The organism is Bacteroides sp. An19 (genome assembly GCF_002160215.1).
Lineage (GTDB): Bacteria > Bacteroidota > Bacteroidia > Bacteroidales > Bacteroidaceae > Phocaeicola > Phocaeicola intestinalis.
This window is the reverse complement of the sequence record NZ_NFKD01000051.1, coordinates 1-18,822: the sequence shown is the minus strand read 5'-3', so window position 1 is coordinate 18,822 and position 18,822 is coordinate 1. Positions and strand designations below refer to the sequence as shown.

The following is an 18,822-nucleotide window of genomic DNA, read 5'->3' as shown; positions in this document are numbered from 1 at the left end:
TAATCTTACAAACAAGGCAGCTATGCGATTTATAGTTTTTCGATTTCGTCTTGAGTAAATCCTGTATATTTCATGATGATTTCCATTGGCATACCATCCATTTTCATTTGTTTAGCTATGCCAGCTTTCGTTTTTTTCGCGCCAATATTTATTCCTTCGGCACGCCCCTCAGCACGTCCTTCTAAACGTCCCTCGCCTCTTGCTGTTACAATGTTATCACGTAAGATGACCACATTGTCTAAATGGCGGTAATACGCATTCAGTTCTGCCTTGCTCATGCGTTCAAGCCGCAGTTTCTCACGGGCTTCTTTCAATCCGGGCGCAGTGGCATCGGAAGGGATATCTCCTGTGTTGAGGAAATAAATCCATTGTTCCAAAGGGACTTTCGACCATTTATTAAAATCGTTTACTTTCAGTATGTAATACTCCGGATAAAGATCGCTTACAGCAGTGACATTAAATTTCTGACGTTGGAAAGGAGTCAGGTTGAGTAGTTCTCCGTTGTGAATTCCTCTAAATTCAGTTTTGCCATGATATACTACGTCCGTACCATTTCCCAAATTGAAATAAACAATGTTCACGCTGTATATTTTCCGGATATGGTCATAGCCCTGTCCACGATTGATATATTCGGTGATTAATTTGGAAGTTCCAAATAGCATACGTTGGAAATAGGCGTACTCCGTATTGTTCTGAACTTCAATAATAAACAGTTCTCCTTTGTCGTTTTCCGCTAATAAATCCACGCGGTTCTGCTTATCATATTCGTCCTCCTGATTGCTTTCGCTTTCCAATAACTTGTTTATAGTTATCTTTTCATTAAGCAATGTTGTCAGCAGGCCTTCTAACACGCTAAAATTCGCTTTGTCACGAAGCAACCGTTTCATGGCCCAGTCAAAGCGGATATATTTGTTTTGTTCTTCCATAAGGATCATCTTTTTCTTTATATGCAAAGAAACAACTTTATTTCGAGAAAGGCAAACGGGAGGCAGCTTTTATTAATTTGAATTGTTTAATAACAGAGGCTTTTGTTTGACAAAATCAGATTATTTAAGTTTTATATTTTATTGATATTCAGTTGTTTTTAATTTTATCGTTCATGTAGGAAAAGGGAAAATTGTTGCTTCAGAACTGTTCTCTTAAAAAGTTTAATGAATGTCCGCGATGCGTCCTTACAAGCAATTTGGCAACATAAGGACATTTATAAAAGTTTTTCTTAGCGATAGGAAGATACAAGCTATATATAAATATACTGGCACCTTGCACTAAATGTCCCTTTTATTCTATCCGAAGCAAAACACTCCTTATACTTTTGCTCGTTCATTAAAACACTATTACAATGCAATCATTCAAAATAATACAACCGTCACCAATATTGCATCGCTACATTCGCCATTATTGGATATTACAAAGTGATATGGCAAATGCTGCACCCGAACGCACTTTCCCATTAGGTTGCATACAGCTATTTTTTCATAAAAAGAAGCGATTATTCTCACAAACCCATCATAAAATACAGCCCCGATATTTCGTTTGTGGACAAGAAAAAGGATATACAGATATTTGCGCAGATGGAGATATAGAGATGCTTGTTGTTGTGTTTCAACCTTATGCGGCAAAGCTGTTTTTCCGGCAACCATTATCCCTTTTTCAAGGAGAAAATATAGCGATAGAAGATGTGGAAGATAGAGAACTTACCGAACTTGTCCACAAAGTAGCTGATACTGGAAACAACATTCATTGTATAAATTTGATAGAACAATTTCTATTGCATCGTTTAGTTGTATGTTCAGACTATAATATAGATAGACTTTCTGCTGTAATTCAAGACATTAATCTTAACCCATACCTTGATGTCTGTAAATTGGCTAATACTGCCTGCCTAAGCACAAAACAATTCACACGGATTTTTACGGAATATATTGGGACTTCGCCTAAAGAATTTCTGAGAATTATAAGAGTGCAACGGACTTTGTTCCTGCTGCAACAAAATCCTCCATACAATTTTGCGCAAGTAGCTTATAGTTGCGGTTTCTCCGACCAATCTCACATGATAAGAGAATTTAAGCTGTTTACAGGATATACACCTTTAGCATATCTATCGGTTTACACTCCCATATCTGATTATTTTTCTAACCCGTAGAATGTCCGTATTCTTCTATCCACGTCCTTATGGTAATCGTAATTTTGCAATGTCTTAGCGTAGGACAAAGCAAAGTAATAACTAAAAGAAAAAAGAACATGAAGAATTTAATCGCATTCTTTGAAATCCCCGTTACCGACTTCTACCAATCGGTAAATTTTTATCAAGCAATCTTCGGGGTGGAATTTATGGTAGCCGAATACAGCAATGAGAAAATGGCTTGTTTTGTACAGGACGGACAAACGGTTGGTGCCATATCCTATGCACCTGACTTCAAGCCCTCAGAGCATGGCGTTTTAATTCACTTTAACTGTGAAGACATTGACTGGGCTATCCAGCAAGTATTGAAACAGGGCGGAAGTATTGCTATTCCTAAGACAAAAATCCAGGCTGAAGGGAAAGGGTATTTTGCCGTATTCACCGACCCTGCGGATAATCGCATAGGACTTTATACCGACTAATATGTACCGATGGAAAAATATAGCTGCAAATGCAATAACTTGCAGCTATATTTTTGCCCCTAATCAATAAGAAACGGCAAAAAGCCTTACCTTTGTAAAATGATTCTAGAGGATTTCAAATTTTACAAACCATGTAAGTTATTGCAACCTTACGTCAGGTATTATTGGGTATTCAAAAGCAATCAACCGCAGAATACCCTTACTTTTCCTATTGGTTGTCCTCAAATCATTTTTCATAAACAGATGCCGCTCTATATCCCTGAACTAAACACGTCCCAAGACAGACTGGCTATCAGCGGTCAGGTTAATTTCCCGTCACACCTATATGCAAACGGAAACGTAGAAATGATAGTGGTGGTATTCCATCCTCATGCGATGAGTCTGTTTCTGAATCTACCCACATCGCTTTTCTACAACCAGGAGGTTTCCGGCTATAGCCTGGAAAATAAGAAATTAAATGAACTGGCTATACGGATATCCGGTTGTGAAGATAATTCTGTCTGTATAAACTATATCGAAAAATGGTTATTGTCACAAATTGCCAACAACTTGTCCGAAACTTCATATAACATCAAGAGAATGGATGCTGCTATACGGCAGATATACAGTTTTCCTCAAACAACCGTAACCGAATTGTCTTCCATTACCTGTCTAAGCAAAAAACAGTTTGAACGGTTGTTCCATTCATTGGTGGGCATGAATCCCAAAGAATATGCCCGTATCGTCCGATTCCAAAAGGCTTTGGCACAAATGCAGCATCAAACGGGCAAAGAAATTAGCCAGGCACAAATAGCATACACAAGCGGCTATTCCGACCAATCGCACTTCATACGCGAGTTTAAGAAGCTCAGCGGATATACACCTATGTCTTTATTAAAAGTTTCAGCCCCTTATTCTGATTTGTTTACCAATCCTGTATAAATAACTTGTTTGCGGAATTAGAAACTGTTTTGAATTTATCGTGTGTTGATTTGGGATGGTTTTTGAGGTATTTCCGCTTGTGTGATGGGAAAGATAGATCCGTTAAATGAGCATAAAGGAACAGGGGCAAGAGGGAAGTACAATATTTATAAAAAATATAATCCACTGTAAATAAGCGGATTATATTTTTAATAGTGGACCTGGAGGGAGTCGAACCCTCGTCCAAACAAGGAAGCCATATGCTTTCTACATGCTTATCTCTGCCTTCGGTTTTCGTGCGTAAGCAAGACCAGAGCCACCCACTTGCGCCTTAGCCTTTAAAATTTCATTCTGGTCGCAAGGCTAGACCAGAACTATTCCCGATTTTGCTGCACCGCTTGACCAAACGCCTCGGAACAAGAGCTTTTGAGCGATGTCTCGTTTCCATCACTGTGACGGAAATAAAGTTAATCTACTGTACTTCGATTAAGCAGCGAGAGCATAGTTTTCGTTGCCAGATAATTGTTCAGTAACTGAGATTATAGTGCAAATCACTGACGCACTGCATGCTTACATACCACATCTCTTGCTGTCAAATCCAGTCAAGCCCTTAAGTGATGATTGTTTGCAAAGATAGGTATTATTGGGAAGATAACAAAATAATCTGTCACTTCTTTTTCTTTTCTTTTTCCTTTTTTGTATTGAAAAAGCTTATGCCGGAATAAAAAAACTCCCACAAACATTCGTTTGCAGGAGTTTTATGGAGATAGTATTTATTTGTTAACTCAAAATCTGAGCCGATTTGTTGCCTTGCAACTTATTATTTGATGTTCGGATTCAGCTTATTCCATTCTGAGATAGCAGGAAGAACGCCCATAGCGATTACTTCATCACGCAATTCGCAGAGGTGAGCGTAGCTCTTGTCCAAAGCAGCTTGTTCTTCTGCAGTTCCGTTCAGAGCAGCGCAGTGGCAACCGTCAGCAGTGATTGAAGTTTCCCATGCCATCATGATGTGGTCGTACTTATCGTTTGAGATATATGTACCAGCCGGCCAGCGGAATGCCTTGCCACCCATAGCAGCACCAATCATTTCGATAGAAACGTATGCCGGGCTTTGGAATGAAGAACGTCCGCGCAATGCGATGATGTTAGCACCGCCTTTGGTTACTTTCTGTTGGATTTCTGCCCATTGTTCTTTGCTCAGAGCGTCAGTGCCGATGATGTCGGTCAACGGTTTGCCGTTAACTTTAGCAGTAGAAGCGAATACAGCCATCTGTTCGCCGTGACCACCGTATGTGCGGCAGTTTTCAACAGCGTCCATAGGTACGTTGAAGTATTTAGCCAGTTCACTGCGCAGACGGGTAGAGTCGAGGGCAGCCAAGGTAGTAACCTGTGAAGGTTTCAAGCCTGAGTACAACAACGTAATCAGACCGGTGATGTCAGCCGGGTTAAAGATAACCACGATGTGTTTTACATCTGGGCAGTATTCTTTTACGTTCTTACCGAATTCTTCAGCGATAGCGGCGTTGCCTTTCAGCAAGTCTTCACGGGTCATGCCTGCTTTACGGGCAGCACCTCCTGAGTTCACGATATATTTGGCACCTGTCAGCGCTTCTTTGATGTCTGAAGTGAAGGTTACGTTTACGCCTTCGAAACCGCAGTGGTACAATTCTTCAGCCACACCTTCCAATCCCGGAGCATACGGGTCGTACAAGCAGATGTTAGGAGTCAAACCCATCATAATGGCAGTCTGAGCCATGTTAGAACCGATCATGCCGGCAGCACCAACAATGGTAAGCTTTTCGTTAGTTACAAATTCCATAATTCTATTATTTTAGTTAAGTTATACGGTAATTCTTTTTTCTGACCGATGCAAAGATAAAAAGTTCTTTTGTTTGTGAGAATCTTTGTGCATAGAAAAGTGTGAAAAATCTGCATCTTTTCAACTTAATTACGGAAATATTTCACTATTTTTAAGTTGATGACTCCATTTTTGTAATCAGCACTTGGCAAAATGTGAAATCGGGGTGTTGTCTTCAGAAACGGACACACCAGGTCAAGAAAAACTTTTTGGAGAAATTCAAAACTGTTTCTCGGTCTGTTGGGATATCATAGTTTTCGTGAGGCAATGTTTTGGGTTGTGACTGGGAGAAAATACAGGTGACAGATATAAAAAACATTAAGGAGGAGATGCCGGACATCTTTTGTCGGTTGATTTTGATTAATTTTGCCCCGATAAAATTTTAACGAATATGTCCGAATTAGCTCCATTAATTACCGATTTAGGTATTATTCTGGTTGTGGCGGGATGCGTCATGATTCTGTTCAAGTGGCTGAAACAGCCGGTTATCTTGGGTTATATTGTGGCTGGGTTCATTACTGGTCCTTCTGTGAGTTTTTTGCCTACGGTGTCTGATACGTCTGACATCAAGATTTGGGCAGACATCGGTGTTATTTTTTTGTTGTTCGCCATGGGATTGGAGTTTTCTTTCCGCAAGCTTTTGAATGTAGGCTTGAGTGCTATGGTGGCTACCGTTACTATTGTGTGCGGTATGATGTTCTTGGGATATGTGGCGGGAAATATGATGGGATTTTCTCATATTACCAGTCTTTTTTTGGGCGGAATGCTTTCTATGTCGTCTACGGCGATTGTTTTTAAGGCTTTCAATGACATGAACCTGCTCCAGCAGAAATTTACAGGAATCGTGTTGGGCATTTTGGTGGTAGAAGACCTTGTAGGAGTTGTCATGCTGGTGGTACTTTCTACGTTGGCTGCAAGTAGTCAGTTCGAGGGCACGGCGTTGCTGGGTAGCCTGATGAAGCTGGTCTCTTTTCTGGTGTTTTGGTCGGTATTGGGGATTTACCTGCTTCCTACCTTAATAAATAGGATCAAACGTTTTGTCAGTGATGAGATTCTGTTGGTGGTTTCCTTGGGGCTGTGCTTGCTGATGGTTATGATTGCAGTAAGAGCAGGGTTCTCTTCGGCATTGGGAGCTTTCGTCATGGGCTCTTTGTTGGCCGAAACCTCTGAAAGCGAACGTATCAGCCGGGTAGTGCAACCGGTTAAGGATTTGTTTGCAGCTGTATTCTTTGTATCTGTAGGTATGATGATAGACCCGATGGTTATCCGCGATTATATTGTGCCTATCTTGTTGCTGACTCTTTTGGTTCTGGCAGGGCAGAGCTTTTTTGGTACTTTCGGAGTTTTGCTTTCAGGACAGCCATTGAAGCTGGCGATGAAATCAGGGTTCTCGTTAACACAGGTTGGCGAGTTCGCCTTTATTATTGCCTCGTTAGGTGTGAGCCTGAAGGTGACAGATACACATTTGTATCCCATTATTGTGGCAGTATCTGTCATCACTACGTTTTGTACACCTTATATGATACGTTTTTCCGAGCCTGCATACCGGTTTGTCGACCGTCATTTGCCGGTATGGGGCAAGCAGGCTTTGTCGCGCTATGTTTCCGGTTCCATATCCGAGAAGCACCAGAACGACTGGCACCGTCTGTTGCGGGGAATGATAGTAGGCGTGTCGGTGTATCTGGTTCTCTGCATAGGCGTTATAGTCATATTCTTTTCTAAAATACATCCTTTCATCCAAGGTCATCTGCCAGGACTTCAGGGCGATTTGCTGGGTGCTTTGATTTTGTTGGCAGTGCTTTCACCGCTTCTGTGGGCGATGGTGGTCAAGAAAAACCATTCGCCCGAGTTCCGCCGTCTGTGGGCAGACAATCTGGTAAATCGCGGTGCTTTGTCATCGCTGGTGTTGATTAAGATTATTCTTTGCATTACCATTGTAATGAGTGTTGTGGTCCGTTTGTTCAATGTGGCGTCTGGATTGGGACTGGTTATTGCTTTACTGGTGGTGGCTGGACTATATTTTTCGAAACGTATCCGCAAGCGTTCGTTGGAGATTGAAGAGCAGTTCGAAGCCAATTTTCAAGGACCGGACGAAGAAAAGAAAAGCTCTTCTTTGTTTGACGGGGTGGGAGATACTACTTCATTGTCCGACCTCCATGCAGTCGATTTCACCGTGCAGCCCAATTCTGTTTGTGTGGGTAAGACGTTGAAAACACTTGCTTTCCGCACCCGTTATAGGGTAAATATCATTACTATTGGTCGTGGCGATGCAGTCATCGATATTCCGCAAGGTGACGAGATGCTTTATCCGTATGACAAAATTACTGTAGTAGGTACCGATGAAGACCTTTCGCAATTTGCTCGGGCACTGGAGCAGAAAGAAGCCTGTGCCGGTAGCGGAACATCTTCACGCAAAGGGACACGCATTACTAACGTGTGCGTCGACGAACATTCTTCCTTGTTGGGCAAGAGTGTGGGCGAAGTGAAATCCGACCGTGCTATCATTTTAGGTGTAGAACGGGGCAAGGAAGTGGTGAAGAATCCTTCTCCAGCATTTGTGTTTCAGTCGGGTGATATCGTATGGATGGTTGCTTCGTTTCGTAAGCCGGTATAGGCGCGAGGCATTAAGAAGCTGTTTTGAATTTCTCCAAAAAGTTTTTCTTGGCTTGATGTATTCGTTTTCGTGTGTGCTTTGGGCGATTTTTTGGTCCTTTCCGCTCCTGTTCTTCGTCAGATAGCCCGCTATCTTCCTCATCACAGAAGCAAAAATGCCTCAAAAACTCATCCCAAATCATCGCACGATAAATTCAAAACAGCTTCTGAAGATATGAATTATCGTCCAGGATATATTCGTTGTGTACGTGACGCAACAATAGAGGAGCGGAATAGTGCAGTGGCATGGAATGGAAATTAGAATATACTTTAAGGAAATGGGTATTTAAAGCTTTATCAGTTTTACTTGATACTTCTTTAACCGAATAATAAATTATCTCTATCAACAGCAGGGAAGCGTCCCTGCACATATTTTAATTAGTAATCTCAGAAGCCAGTTCGCAGGGATGCGCGTCGGCTTCGCCTTTTAGGATGGACTTTATGGCAGAGCAAAACTGTTTGCGGACAATCTTCGGTGTATTGCTACCATGCATCATGGTATTTCCGGAGTAAACCAGGCTTATCCGGAAATGCAATTGTTTGTCCGGTCCTACGCATTCCAGTCCTCGCTCAGTCCTGACCTATCAGGATAGCAGTCCTGACTATAGAGGACTGGAAATGCAGATAAGTGTTGTCAGACATGCTTGGACATTTCTTTTTGGAGCAGGATTTCTTCAAAGGTGTTGGTAAACTGATAAAGATTCCCTAACTTTGTATGCAATCATTAAAAGCATCGATTATGAGATACTTGGATCCTAAAGCCGACCTGACTTTCAAGAAAGTGTTCGGCGAACACCCCGACTTGGTCATCAGCCTGCTCAATGCCTTGCTGCCTTTCGAAAAGCCCGAAGAGGAGATTGCGGAAATCGAATACCTGACACCGGAACTGGTGCCGGAAACACCGCTGAAAAAGAACAGCATCGTAGACGTGCGCTGCAAAGACAAAATGGGCAGGCAGTTTCTGGTAAAGATGCAGATGCTTTGGTCTCCTGCATTCATGCAGCGCGTATTGTTCAACGCCTCGAAAGCGTACGTGCGCCAGCTTGGAGGCAGAGAGAGCAAATACGAACTGCTACAGCCCGTGTATTCGCTCAACTTGGTAAACGATATTTTCCTGCCGGATGTGCCGGAGGCTTACCACGACTATAAAATCGTGCAGGTGGAGCATACGGACAAGGTGATAGAAGGGCTGAGGTTTATCTTCGTAGAGCTTCCCAAATTCAAGCCACAAGATTTCAAAGGCAAGAAAATGGCGGTACTTTGGTTGCGGTATCTGACGGAAATAGACGAGCATACGCGGCAAGCCCCCAAAGAGTTATTAGAGAATCCGGAAATCTGCAAGGCGGTGACGCAAATCGAAGAGTCTGCTTTCAGCGATGCGCAACTCTGGTGGTATGATGACTTCTGGGATGCCGTGCGGGTAGAGAACACTTTGATAAGCGATGCTTTGCGGGAAGGTATGGAACAGGGCATACAACAAGGCATACAACAGGGTATACAACAAGGCATGCAACAGGGTATACAACAAGGCATGCAACAGGGTATGCAAAAAGGTATAGAACAAGGCCTGCAGGAAGGCCGGCAAGAAGGTTTGGAAAAAGGCATACAGCAAGGCATAAGGCAAGGCAATATCCAAAATGCGCGTGGCATGAAATCGGAAGGCATTCCGGCGGAAATTATTGCTAAAATCACCGGACTCACGCGTGATGAAGTGGAGAAACTGTAATAGGATAAAATCTTTCTTTGTAGAAAGAATCATGTAAAAAAGGATGGATTATGGATAAGCCAAATGTAAAAGGCATCCCTTACGGGGTGGCAAACTTTGAGGAAGTGCGGAGCAAAAACCGGTATTATGTGGACAAGACGATGTATCTGCCTCTTTTGGAAGAGGCAAATGATTTCTTGTTTCTGATTCGTCCCCGCCGCTTCGGCAAGAGTGTGTTCGTCAGCATGATGCAGGCATATTATGATATTGCCAAGGCAGACCGTTTTGAGACGTTGTTCGACGGACTGTGGATAAAGGCTCATCCGACTTCCCTGAAAAACGCTTGCCAGATTGTTTATTTCGACTTCTCGGTTATCGGGAGCGGGTCTAATGAAGGTGAGCTTGAAAGTAACTTCAATAAATATTGTTGCCAGGTGCTGGACATGTTTGCCGAGACATACGCCGGGTTTTACGATAAGGAGTTCGAAGAAAAGGTAAAGGCGGAAGACAGTGCCAGGGCTAAGCTGAACTATATCAATCTGCATGCACGTAAGAAAGGTTATCTTTTATACCTCATTGTGGATGAGTATGACAACTTCACCAACGTTATTCTCAGTGAAGGCGGAAAGGAGCGGTTCCGCAGGCTGACCCACGCCAGCGGGTTCTACCGGGAATATTTCAAGATATTCAAGGTCATGTTCAGTCGTGTTTTTCTGATAGGTGTGTCTCCCATTACCTTGGATGACCTTTCGAGCGGTTACAACATCGGTTGGAATATTTCCCAAGACCCCCGTTTCAATTATATGTTGGGCTTTTCCGAGTCGGATGTGCATACGATGTTCCGTTACTATCAGGATAATGGCAAATTGCGTTCTGATGCTGATGTCGAGGCGATGCTGGAAGAGATGAGGCCTTGGTATAACAATTACTGTTTTTCGGAAGACTACATAGATGCCGAACGTCTTTACAATTGTGACATGGTGCTCTACTACTTGCGCCACCAGGTTGCTTTCGGCCGTCCTCCCAAAGAGATGGTGGATGTCAATGTGCGTACAGATTATAAGAAACTTCAGATGCTGGCAGGTATAGACCGGGGAAACCAGCGGGAAAACCGGATGGGAGTTATTGAGGAAATTGCGGCAACGGGTTCTGTGCTGATGACGCTGAAGACTTCTTTCCCTGCTGAATATGTGACGGAAGACAATAATTTCCGCAGCTTGCTTTATTACTACGGGTTGCTCACAATGGGGAGCCGTAAACTGGATGAATTGAGGATGGTGATTCCCAATAACTGCGTAAAAGAACAGTATTGGAGTTTTATGCGTGATTATTATCAGCGTAGTGCAGATATTGATTTAAGCCAATTGAAAGGGTGTTTTCGTTTATTGGCGTTAGATGGGGAATGGGAGCCACTTATTCACCGTATCGCTGCGGCATACAAGGAAAATTCTTCGGTGCGGGACAGTATTTTAGGTGAACATAACCTGCAAGGTTTTTTCAAGGCTTACCTTGCTTTGAATACACTTTATTTGGTAGAGCCTGAAATAGAACTGAGTTATGGTTATAGTGATTTCTTGCTTCTGCCCGACAGGGTGCGTTATCCGGAGATTGCGCACAGCTATATTCTGGAATTGAAATATGTAAAGCCGGCTGCAACAGATGAAGAGGTGGAAGCCAAAAGCCGGGAAGCTGATGTCCAGTTGGAAAAGTATAGCAAGGATAAAATCGTATGCCGTCTGTGTTCTGGCACGAAGCTTCACCTGTTGAAGGTGGTATTTCGTGGTGCGGAATTATCAATCTGTATGGAAATAGCTTGATGTTCCTCATACGCCCTGAAGACATCCTCATGGATAAGTTGGCGCATTCGGGCGTATGCGATACGCCCCTGCATGGGCAATTGGGGAAAATGAGGATATTCAGAAGCTGTTTTGAATTTCTCCAAAAAGTTTTTCTTGGCTTGATGTATCCGTTTTCGTGTGTGCTTTGGGCGATTTTTTGGTCCTTTCCGCTCCTGTTCTTCGTCAGATAGCCCGCTATCTTCCTTATCACAGAAGCGAAAATGCCTCAAAAACTCATCCCAAATCATCGCACGATAAATTCAAAACAGCTTCTCATATAGTATAAATACGCAATCTTTTAAGGTTTATATAGAGAAGTATACAGAATAAATTCGTATTTTTGTCGCCGATTATGAGCAGAATATTGGCCATTGATTACGGAAAGAAGCGTACGGGTATCGCGGTGACCGACCCGATGCAGATTATTGCAAGCGGGCTGACTACCGTGCCTACGCATGGACTGATGGATTTCTTGCTGGACTATGTGCGGCAAGAAAAGGTGGAGCGTATCGTTATCGGACATCCCAAGCAGATGAACAACGAGGATTCGGAAAGTATGAAGTATATCGTGCCTTTTATGAATCAGTTGAAGAAAAAACTGCCCGATGTTCCGGTGGAACTGTTCGATGAACGTTTTACATCGGTCTTGGCACATCAGGCGATGCTTGCCGGAGGCTTGAAGAAGAAAGCACGGCAAAACAAGGCTTTGGTGGATGAAATCAGTGCCACGATTATTTTACAGTCGTATTTGGAGTCGAAAAGAGGAATGTAAGTCTTTGAGTTTTTAAGTTTTTAGGTTTTTGAGTTAAATAATTCGACAATGACAAACAGAAGAACTAACAAACTAAAAACAGACAAACTTAAAAACTAAAGAACTGACAAACTAAAGAACTGACAAACTAAAGAACTGACAAACTAAAGAACTGACAAACTTAAAAACTAAAGAACTAAATAATATGATTTTACCTATCTATGTATACGGACAACCGGTGTTACGTGAGGAAGCTAAAGACATTACACCGGATTATCCGAACTTGAAAGAATTGATTCAGAATATGTTTGAGACGATGGATCGTGCCGACGGGGTAGGGCTTGCCGCTCCACAGATAGGTTTGCCCATCCGTGTGGTGGTGATAAACCTGGATGTGTTGGCTGATGATTTCCCCGAGTACAAGGACTTCCGTCATGCTTATATCAATCCCCGTATCGTGGAAACGGGCGACAACATTGTTTCGATGGATGAAGGATGCTTGAGCTTGCCCGGCATTCATGAAAGTGTGAAACGTCCAGACAAGATTCATGTGACCTACCTCGACGAAGACATGAATCCGCATGATGAGTGGGTGGAAGGTTATCTGGCACGTGTGATGCAGCATGAGTTCGACCATCTGGAAGGGACCATGTTTATCGACCATTTGTCGGCACTCCGCAAGCAAATGATTAAAGGCAAACTTAACGGCATGCTGAAGGGCAAGGCCCGTTGCTCTTACAAGGTGAAGACAGTGAAATGATTCGGAAGCTTATTTATATAATATATATAGGAGTGTTTTTCCCGATGATAGCCGGCGCCCAGATTAATACGGACCGGGTGATGGCCATCGGGAAAAACGCTCTTTATTTTGAAGACTATGTTCTTTCCATCCAGTATTTCAATCAGGTTATCAATGCCAAGCCTTACTTGGCCGAACCGTATTTTTATCGTGGACTGGCAAAACTGAATCTGGATGACTTTCAAGGTGCGGAAGCCGATTGTACGGAATCGATTGAGCGCAATCCGTATGTACCCAATACGTATCAGGTGAGAGGCATCGCGCGTATCCAGCAAGAAAATTACACGGGTGCCATACAGGATTACGAGAAAGCGTTGACATTCGATCCTGAGAATACCAGCCTGTGGCATAATCTGGCTTTGTCGCGGATGCGGAGCGAGGATTATGCGGAAGCGAAAGCCGACTTGGATACGCTGATCCGGATTGCCCCCCGCTATATTGATGCTTATCTGATGCGTACGGAAGTTTCTCTCAAGCAGAAGGATACGCTTCAAGCCATGTCGGATGCCGACAAGGCTATCGAAATGGACCGTTATAATGCCGACACGTGGGCTTCACGAGGCATGCTTTTCCTTCAGCGGAACAAGTATGCCGATGCCGAAAGCGACCTGACCGAAGCCATACGCCTGTCGGTGCGCAATGCGGGCATGTATATCAACCGTGCGTTGGCACGCTATTACCAGAACAACCTGCGGGGGGCTATGAGCGATTACGACTTGGCTCTTGACATCGACAAGAATAACTTCATCGGGCATTACAACCGGGGCTTGCTCCGTGCCCAGGTAGGAGACGATAACCGGGCTATAGAGGATTTCGACTTTGTGCTCCAGATAGAGCCGGACAATATGATGGCGGTCTTCAACCGGGGCTTGCTGCGTGACAGGACGGGAGATTATGCCGGTGCCATCAGTGACTATACTACGGTGCTGGAAGAGTATCCCAATTTCTTGGCAGGCTATCAGTATCGTGCCGAGGCTCGTAAGAAAACAGGCGACTTGAAAGGTGCAAGCCAGGACGAGATGAAAGTATTGCAGGCGCAACTGGATGCGCAGAACGGAAAGACATCGCAACAGACTGCTTCGGCCGACAAGACCCGTAAGAAGTCGGATAAGAACATGAACAATTTCCGTAAGATTGTAGTGGCAGACAATGAAGACGAACGTTCGAAATACAAGACCGACTATCGGGGACGTGTGCAAGACCGTAATATCACGATTCTTCCCCAGCCGATGTTTGTGCTGAGTTATTACGAACGTCCGGATGAAGTGAAACACCAGATTAATTATTCGAAATATATCGATGACTTGAATAACCGTCGTGTCTTGCCGCACCAGTTGTTGATAACCAATAATGAAGCTTCGCTTACCGAAGGGCAGGTGAAGCAGCATTTTGCATCGATTGATGACATAACGGAGAAGATTGTGAAAGAGCCGGACAATGCCTTGCACTATTTTGCACGTGCCCTTGATTTTTATCTGGTACAGGATTTTGATAATGCGTTGGAAGATTTAGACCGTACCATCGAAAAGGACAATGCGTTTTTCCCAGCCTATTTTATGCGGGCGATGATCCACTACAAACAGTTGGAATACAGGAAGCGGGATGCAAATTATGAAATAGAGCAAAGTCAAGAAAAAACGTTGCAGGTACGTGCGCTGGATTATGCCATGGTGCGCGATGATTTGGATGAAGTGATTCGTCTGGCTCCCGATTTTGCCTATGCGTATTATAACCGTGGAAATATCTATGCCGTGATGAAGGATTACCGGTCGGCATTGGTGGATTATAATAAGGCTGTCGAACTTGATTCGCGTTTTTCGGATGCTTATTTCAATCGGGGACTGACGAATGTGTTTTTGGGTAATAACAGCGAGGGTGTGCAAGACTTGAGTAAGGCGGGCGAGCTGGGTATATTCTCGGCATACAGTGTGTTGAAGCGTTTTACCACAATGAAAGAAGAAGATTAGGTAGTTGAAAGATGATAAGATGATAAGTTGACTAGGTGACAAGGTAACAAGGTTCTGAATAGTTTGACTAAAGGTATTTAAAACCTTGTCCCCTTGTCCCCTTGTTACCTTGTTGCCTTGTCACTAGTCAACTAATCACCTAAAAATTGTATAATTAAAAAGTTTTGTTTATTTTTGCGACTCAATAAAAAAGACTAACATAAAAGACTATGATTAAGATAACTTTTCCTGATGGCTCTGTTCGCGAGTATAACGAAGGAGTTACTGGTCTGCAGATTGCAGAGAGCATCAGTTCTCGTCTGGCGCAAGATGTTTTGGCTTGTGGCGTAAATGGCGAAACGATTGATTTGATGAGACCTATTAACGAAGATGCCGATTTCGTTCTTTACAAATGGGATGACGAGCAGGGTAAACATGCATTTTGGCATACCAGTGCCCACTTGTTGGCTGAAGCTTTGCAGGAACTGTATCCGGGTATTCAGTTTGGCATTGGTCCTGCTATCGAGAACGGTTTTTATTACGATGTAGATCCGGGAGATGACGTGGTTATCAAAGAAAGCGACCTGCCGGCTATCGAACAGAAGATGATAGAACTGGCTGCACGTAAGGAGCCGCTGGTGCGCAAGAGCATTGCGAAAGACGATGCGCTGAAGATGTTCGGCGAGAGAGGTGAGACATATAAATGCGAGTTGATTTCTGAATTGGAAGACGGGCATATCACTACCTATACACAAGGTGCATTCACCGATTTGTGCCGCGGTCCGCATTTGCCTTCCACCGCTCCTATCAAGGCTATCAAGCTGTTGTCGGTTGCCGGTGCTTACTGGAGAGGACAGGAAGACCGCAAGCAGATGACCCGTATTTACGGCATTACCTTCCCGAAGAAGAAGATGCTGGATGAATACCTGACCATGCTGGAAGAAGCCAAAAAACGCGACCACCGCAAGATTGGCAAGGAAATGGATTTGTTCATGTTCTCGGATATGGTAGGCAAGGGATTGCCGATGTGGTTGCCGAAAGGTACAGCGTTGCGCATCCGCCTGCAGGATTTCCTGCGCCGCATTCAGGCACGTTACGATTATCAGGAAGTGATGTGTCCGCCTATCGGAAACAAGCTGTTGTATGTCACTTCGGGACACTATGCGAAATACGGTAAGGACTCGTTCCAGCCGATTCATACGCCGGAAGAAGGCGAGGAATATTTCCTGAAGCCGATGAACTGCCCGCATCACTGTATGATTTACCGCAACAGTCCGCGTTCGTACCGCGACCTGCCTTTGCGTATCGCCGAATTCGGTACGGTATGCCGTTACGAGCAGAGCGGTGAGTTGCACGGATTGACCCGTGTGCGCAGCTTTACACAGGACGACGCGCACATCTTCTGCCGTCCCGACCAGGTGAAAGACGAGTTCCTCCGTGTAATGGATATTATCTCGATTGTGTTCAAGTCGATGAACTTCGAGAACTTCGAAGCGCAGATTTCCTTGCGCGACAAGGTGAACCGCGAGAAATACATCGGTAGCGATGAGAACTGGGAAAAGGCAGAACAGGCTATTGTAGAAGCTTGTCAGGAAAAAGGACTGAAGGCGAAAGTGGAATATGGCGAAGCTGCGTTCTATGGTCCGAAGCTCGACTTTATGGTGAAAGACGCTATCGGCCGCCGTTGGCAGTTGGGTACCATTCAGGTAGACTATAACTTGCCCGAACGTTTCCAGTTGGAATACATGGGTGCCGATAACCAGAAACACCGTCCGGTAATGATTCACCGTGCGCCGTTCGGTTCGATGGAGCGTTTTGTTGCCGTATTGATTGAACATACAGCCGGTAAATTCCCGTTGTGGCTGACTCCCGATCAGGTTGCTGTCCTTCCGATTTCGGAGAAGTTTAATGAGTATGCCGACCAGGTTCGTCTGGAACTGAAGAAGTACGACATCCGCGCGTTGGTAGACGACCGTAACGAAAAGATTGGCCGCAAGATTCGTGACAACGAGATGAAGCACATCCCTTATATGCTGATTGTGGGTGAAAAAGAAGCTGCCAATGGCGAAGTTTCTGTCCGCAAACAGGGAGAAGGCGATAAAGGTACGGTAAAAATCGAAGAATTTGCAAAAAATATTGCGGAAGAAGTTCATAATATGATAAATAAGTGGTAACTTTGCAACCGCATTTGCAAAAGTCATTTTGGCTTTCGGCAAAAAAGAATAACAATAATTACATTAATAATATTATAAGCAGACAAAGGAAACAAGTATTTGAATGAAAAATGACAATTTGAAAGGGCAACATCGAATCAATGAACAGATTCGTGCCAAAGAAGTCCGTATTGTGGGCGACAATATTGAATCGGCTGTTTATCCTATAGCACAAGCTTTGCGGATGGCTGAAGAACATGGTGCCGATTTGGTAGAAATTTCACCCAATGCTGTTCCTCCCGTTTGTAGAATTATTGATTATTCTAAGTTTCTTTACCAGTTGAAGAAACGGGCAAAGGAGCAAAAGGCAAAACAAGTGAAGGTCAATGTAAAGGAAATCCGTTTCGGTCCTCAGACTGACGAACACGATTATAACTTCAAGTTGAAACATGCTATCGGGTTCTTGCAGGGAGGCGATAAGGTGAAAGCATACGTTTTCTTTAAGGGACGTTCCATTCTCTTTAAAGAACAAGGTGAAGTGTTGTTGCTTCGTTTTGCCAATGATTTGGAGGAGTATGCGAAAGTGGAGCAGATGCCTATCTTGGAAGGAAAGCGTATGACTATTGCATTGTCGCCGAAAAAAGCGGGTGGAACAAAGAAACCTGCTGCTCCGAAAGCGGCAGAACCGCGCGAAGCAGGTGTTGTAGAAAAGAATGAGAAAAGTGCGTAACGTGCCGGTATAGTGCGTTGCCACAGTTAATAATAATAATTAAAACTTAAACAAGATGCCAAAAGTAAAGACTAACTCCGGTTCTAAAAAAAGATTCGCTCTTACCGGAACGGGTAAAATCAAAAGAAAGCACGCTTATCATAGTCATATCCTGACTAAGAAGACAAAGAAGCAGAAACGAAACTTGTGTAAAATGGGTTTGGTTCACAGCGCAAACTTAACTGCAGTGAAAGAACTTCTTTGTATGCGTTAATCTTCGCAGGTAGTGTAAATGTATTATTTAAATTATTAACCGAATGCATTAGCCTCAAGTCCGGTTGTAAAACATCGGCGCTAACATTCAAAAATGAATTAAAACTATGCCAAGATCAGTAAATCACGTTGCTTCAAGAGCAAAAAGAAAGAAAATTTTAAAATTAACTAGAGGTTACTTTGGTGCAAGAAAGAACGTTTGGACCGTTGCCAAAAATACATGGGAAAAAGGTTTGACTTATGCATACCGTGACCGTAAGACTAAAAAACGTAACTTCCGCGCATTGTGGATTCAGCGTATCAATGCTGCTGCCCGTCTGGAAGGTATGTCTTACTCAAAACTGATGGGTGCATTGCACAAAGCCGGTATTGAAATCAATCGTAAGGTGTTGGCCGACTTGGCTATGAATCATCCGGAAGCTTTCAAGGCTGTGGTTGATAAAGTTAAGGTGGCTTGATAGAAGTAAAGAAATCAGAAGAAGGCAGCTCTTGGAAAAGAGTTGCCTTTTTCGTTGATGTATGCTCGGCATGAGTATTAGCTAACGGGTGCAAGTCCCTAATGAGCCCTAATAGCGGGAATCATACAGCCCAAAGCAAGGGTGTCCATCGCGAGTTGGAATCTGAAAGAAGC

17 protein-coding genes and 1 other RNA gene are annotated in these 18,822 nt (G+C 43.7%); 13 read left to right on the top strand and 5 right to left on the bottom strand.

Features of this window, described 5'->3' with window-relative positions; genetic code table 11:
- Positions 1-29: 29 nt before the first annotated feature.
- Positions 30-926, bottom strand: a complete 897-nt coding sequence (locus B5F25_RS15790; RefSeq protein WP_204247006.1) for an Rpn family recombination-promoting nuclease/putative transposase — start codon at positions 924-926, stop codon at positions 30-32.
- Positions 927-1,339: 413 nt separating this feature from the next.
- On the opposite strand from B5F25_RS15790, the gene B5F25_RS15785 reads away from it, so the two are divergent.
- The 3 genes from B5F25_RS15785 (at position 1,340) to B5F25_RS15775 (ending at position 3,525) form a co-directional block, all read left to right on the top strand.
- Complete coding sequence (locus B5F25_RS15785) at positions 1,340-2,143, top strand: helix-turn-helix domain-containing protein (protein WP_087250660.1); 804 nt, start codon at positions 1,340-1,342, stop codon at positions 2,141-2,143.
- A gap of 98 nt (positions 2,144-2,241) precedes the next feature.
- A complete protein-coding gene (locus B5F25_RS15780; RefSeq protein ID WP_162609945.1) occupies positions 2,242-2,604 on the top strand; it encodes a VOC family protein in 363 nt (120 codons plus the stop codon).
- Between the two features lie 99 nt (positions 2,605-2,703).
- Positions 2,704-3,525 carry a helix-turn-helix domain-containing protein gene (locus B5F25_RS15775; protein WP_087250658.1) on the top strand — a complete coding sequence of 274 codons (822 nt, stop codon included), beginning with the start codon at positions 2,704-2,706 and terminating at the stop codon, positions 3,523-3,525.
- Positions 3,526-3,717: 192 nt separating this feature from the next.
- Here the strand turns inward: B5F25_RS15775 and ssrA are convergent.
- Together ssrA and B5F25_RS15765 are read right to left on the bottom strand one after the other, a co-directional pair.
- Positions 3,718-4,114, bottom strand: a transfer-messenger RNA (tmRNA) gene (gene ssrA, locus B5F25_RS15770).
- Positions 4,115-4,324: 210 nt separating this feature from the next.
- Complete coding sequence (locus tag B5F25_RS15765) at positions 4,325-5,326, bottom strand: malate dehydrogenase (protein ID WP_022039409.1); 1,002 nt, start codon at positions 5,324-5,326, stop codon at positions 4,325-4,327.
- Between the two features lie 430 nt (positions 5,327-5,756).
- Between B5F25_RS15765 and B5F25_RS15760 the strand changes: the two genes are divergently transcribed.
- The gene (locus B5F25_RS15760) at positions 5,757-7,979 is read left to right on the top strand and encodes a cation:proton antiporter (protein WP_087250656.1); all 2,223 of its coding nucleotides are present in this window, start codon (positions 5,757-5,759) and stop codon (positions 7,977-7,979) included.
- Positions 7,980-7,989: 10 nt separating this feature from the next.
- Here B5F25_RS15760 and B5F25_RS21905 read toward each other — a convergent pair whose 3' ends face one another.
- Positions 7,990-8,160, bottom strand: coding sequence for a hypothetical protein (locus B5F25_RS21905; RefSeq protein WP_158098142.1), 171 nt, complete (start codon positions 8,158-8,160; stop codon positions 7,990-7,992).
- 596 nt (positions 8,161-8,756) lie between these two features.
- Here B5F25_RS21905 and B5F25_RS15750 point away from each other — a divergent pair.
- A complete protein-coding gene (locus tag B5F25_RS15750) occupies positions 8,757-9,743 on the top strand; it encodes an Rpn family recombination-promoting nuclease/putative transposase (RefSeq protein WP_087250652.1) in 987 nt (328 codons plus the stop codon).
- A gap of 50 nt (positions 9,744-9,793) precedes the next feature.
- On the top strand, positions 9,794-11,539 hold the full coding sequence (locus tag B5F25_RS15745) for an ATP-binding protein (protein ID WP_087250650.1): 1,746 nt from the start codon (positions 9,794-9,796) through the stop codon (positions 11,537-11,539).
- Here B5F25_RS15745 and B5F25_RS21900 read toward each other — a convergent pair.
- Entirely contained in the window at positions 11,479-11,808 is a 330-nt protein-coding gene (locus tag B5F25_RS21900; RefSeq protein WP_162614436.1) for a hypothetical protein, read from the bottom strand. The two genes, B5F25_RS15745 and B5F25_RS21900, sit on opposite strands and share 61 nt — an antisense overlap.
- 104 nt (positions 11,809-11,912) lie before the next feature.
- Between B5F25_RS21900 and ruvX the strand changes: the two genes are divergently transcribed.
- The 7 genes from ruvX (at position 11,913) to rplT (ending at position 18,649) form a co-directional block, all read left to right on the top strand.
- Positions 11,913-12,332 (top strand): Holliday junction resolvase RuvX, encoded by a 420-nt coding sequence (ruvX, locus tag B5F25_RS15735; RefSeq protein WP_022040188.1) that lies wholly within the window; start codon positions 11,913-11,915, stop codon positions 12,330-12,332.
- Positions 12,333-12,516: 184 nt separating this feature from the next.
- Positions 12,517-13,071: a peptide deformylase gene (def, locus tag B5F25_RS15730; protein WP_022040187.1), complete on the top strand. Its 555-nt coding sequence runs from the start codon at positions 12,517-12,519 to the stop codon at positions 13,069-13,071.
- Positions 13,068-15,077 carry a tetratricopeptide repeat protein gene (locus B5F25_RS15725; RefSeq protein WP_022040186.1) on the top strand — a complete coding sequence of 670 codons (2,010 nt, stop codon included), beginning with the start codon at positions 13,068-13,070 and terminating at the stop codon, positions 15,075-15,077. Before def ends, B5F25_RS15725 begins: the two co-directional genes overlap by 4 nt.
- A gap of 209 nt (positions 15,078-15,286) precedes the next feature.
- Entirely contained in the window at positions 15,287-17,230 is a 1,944-nt protein-coding gene (thrS, locus tag B5F25_RS15720; protein ID WP_087210722.1) for a threonine--tRNA ligase, read from the top strand.
- A 103-nt stretch (positions 17,231-17,333) separates the two neighbouring features.
- A complete protein-coding gene (infC, locus tag B5F25_RS15715) occupies positions 17,334-17,939 on the top strand; it encodes a translation initiation factor IF-3 (protein ID WP_022040184.1) in 606 nt (201 codons plus the stop codon).
- 55 nt (positions 17,940-17,994) lie between these two features.
- Positions 17,995-18,192, top strand: a complete 198-nt coding sequence (gene rpmI, locus B5F25_RS15710; protein WP_022040183.1) for a 50S ribosomal protein L35 — start codon at positions 17,995-17,997, stop codon at positions 18,190-18,192.
- Between the two features lie 106 nt (positions 18,193-18,298).
- The gene (gene rplT / locus B5F25_RS15705; RefSeq protein WP_087210727.1) at positions 18,299-18,649 is read left to right on the top strand and encodes a 50S ribosomal protein L20; all 351 of its coding nucleotides are present in this window, start codon (positions 18,299-18,301) and stop codon (positions 18,647-18,649) included.
- Positions 18,650-18,822: the final 173 nt, after the last annotated feature.